Origin of the sequence: Mesorhizobium sp. M2A.F.Ca.ET.037.01.1.1 (genome assembly GCF_003998075.1) — a bacterium.
In the GTDB taxonomy this organism is placed as follows: domain Bacteria; phylum Pseudomonadota; class Alphaproteobacteria; order Rhizobiales; family Rhizobiaceae; genus Mesorhizobium.
This window is the reverse complement of record NZ_RZSA01001087.1, coordinates 1-2,062: the sequence shown is the minus strand read 5'-3', so window position 1 is coordinate 2,062 and position 2,062 is coordinate 1. Positions and strand designations below refer to the sequence as shown.

The 2,062-nt window shown below is 61.3% G+C and carries 2 protein-coding genes and 1 pseudogene; all 3 read right to left on the bottom strand.

From position 1 onward, the window contains the following. Positions 1-631: pseudogene (locus EOA27_RS33700) on the bottom strand (glycosyl hydrolase); the annotation flags it as partial. Positions 632-839: 208 nt separating this feature from the next. Next, positions 840-1,346 carry an invasion associated locus B family protein gene (locus EOA27_RS33695; RefSeq protein WP_126080426.1) on the bottom strand — a complete coding sequence of 169 codons (507 nt, stop codon included), beginning with the start codon at positions 1,344-1,346 and terminating at the stop codon, positions 840-842. 355 nt (positions 1,347-1,701) lie between these two features. Further along, the coding region (locus EOA27_RS33690) for a YkvA family protein (protein ID WP_245491253.1) at positions 1,702-2,062 on the bottom strand (361 nt) is incomplete at its 5' end.

Genomic DNA, 2,062 nt, shown 5'->3' with positions numbered 1-2,062 from the left:
CCGCATATCTGGTGCCGTCCGGCATCAAGGTTTCAGCGTCCTGAGGAATTGCAAGAAACTGAAGGCCAACGCTGTCATTTTGCGCTCCCGGTTCCGAAATCGACCCCACGGGGTACTTCGCCAGCGCCGGATCCGTGTTGACCGCGTGGTAAAGGTCTCGCTGCAATTTCGCGACCGCCATCCAGGAGTACCCGCGCCCACCGCCTTTCTCGCCTCGATACTCAACAGCCCAGTTGTTTGGCTCGTTGTTGCCCTCAAAAGCCAGCAGCGCGTCGGCCTGCGCCAATACCTTGCCGGTTTCCATCAACCTCTTCAGGTCAGACCCACCGCTCACCAGTCCCCAACTCAGCCTGGCACCGGTTTGCCGATGCAGTTCCAGAAAGGTCTGCATGGTCGTGGGGCCGTTGTCAGTTAACCCCTCTATTCCCGCCCTCACCCACCGGAAGCCGCAATAGCGGACCATCTCGACGGTCTTAGCCAAAGGCTGGCCCCGGTCAGGAAATGTGCTGACGACACCGATGCTGTTCAGAAAATCCGCGGTCGCAACGGCGGCTCTTGGGTCGGCGCGCGAATCCTGAGACCAAAGAGCCAACATCGCGGCGATCACAAGAGACTGGTGTTGGGCGCTCACGAAGGGTTCCTTCCGGTCCGCTCGCGGGGGAATATGGCTCGGCCTCGGGTTGTCCTCATCTCGCCGGTCTGAGCCATACATGCCCACCATAGCCACCAAGCCGTGCTTGCCGTGACAAGCAATCCGTTTCACATCCTTTCCGGAATTGCTTTCAAAAGCAAAAGGCCGGGCTTGCGGCCCGGCCCTCGGATCAAGACTCGGTCCGTGCTTACTTGCACTTGGCGATCGAGGCCAGCGCGGCCGATATGCCCTTCAGCGAGAAGACGTAGGAGGTGGGGTTGCCGCGGCCCGACTTCGCCTGCACCTTCATGTCGGTGCCCGTCTTCATGGCGGCGATCAGCACCGGCTCCTCGGCGGCGTTCTCGACCCAGGCCGACTTGCCGCGGGTGAACATCGAGAAGCTCTTCTTGTCGATGGTGACGGTGGCCTTCGAGCCTTCCTGGAAGTTGTAGCCGGCGATGAACTGCGGCTCGTAGGAAACCTGCTGTCCGGGACGCTGGCTGACGAAGAAGAACATGTCGCCATGGTCGAGCGACGGCGGCTGCTTGTCGGTCGGCACGGTCAGCACATAGCAGACCTTGCCGGCCTGCGACTGATAGCTGTAGGTGCCCCAGGCGTTGTGCTGGCCGATCTTGGTCGCCTGCTGCGCCAGCGCCGGCGCCGCGAAGGCGGCCGCCAGGACCAGGCTGGAAACTATAGCAATCAATCCGCGCATCGTTCTTCCCGTATTCCAAATGGTGCGGAGGCGGGCCGCGTGGCGTCCTGCCGTCGCTTCATTTTGATTTAATCAGGGTTACCAAACGGTGAATCGTCCTCGACAAAAGGAACTCACCCCAGGAAACCGCCCACCCAAGGCACATCACGCCGAAGGGTTCGAGCGACGTGCTTTGGGTCTCTTTTGTTGTGCATGTCGTTACCCAAAAACCGCTACGCAGTTTTGGGCGACATGCAGTCGCGCCGCCACCGTTGAAAGCGGCTGGCGCGACGTTCCGGCGCGGAGTTGGATGCCACGAAAACGGCAAGAGTTTGTCTTTTCGCACGCGCTGATTTGCGGGCTGAGCAAGCTGCCGTCAGCCCTTGTCGGCCAGCGCGTCCTTGGCGGCCTGCCTGTGGGCAGGCGTTATATGGGCGCTGACGGCGGCGATCGCCGCGGTCAGCACGGCAAGGTCGTCGGTGTAGCCGAGGCCGACGACGAAATCGGGAATGAAATCGAACGGCAGGACGAAATAGCCAAGCGCACCGAGCAGGGTGGCCTTGGCGCGCAGCGGCGTGTCCTTGTCCATGGCGCAATAATAGGCGGCGACGACTTCGTCCATGAACGGAATCTGCCGCGCCGCTTTCTTGGCGGTGCGCCAGAATTTTTCACGGATCTCGCCTTCGCCGGCGAGCTTGTCGCCGAAGCCGAAGAAATCGAAACCGGAACCTTGCGTC

Coding starts and splice junctions, on each gene's coding strand:
- EOA27_RS33695 (WP_126080426.1), bottom strand. CDS start 1,346: ATGCGCGGATTGATTGCTATAGTTTCCAGCCTGGTCCTGGCGGCCGCC.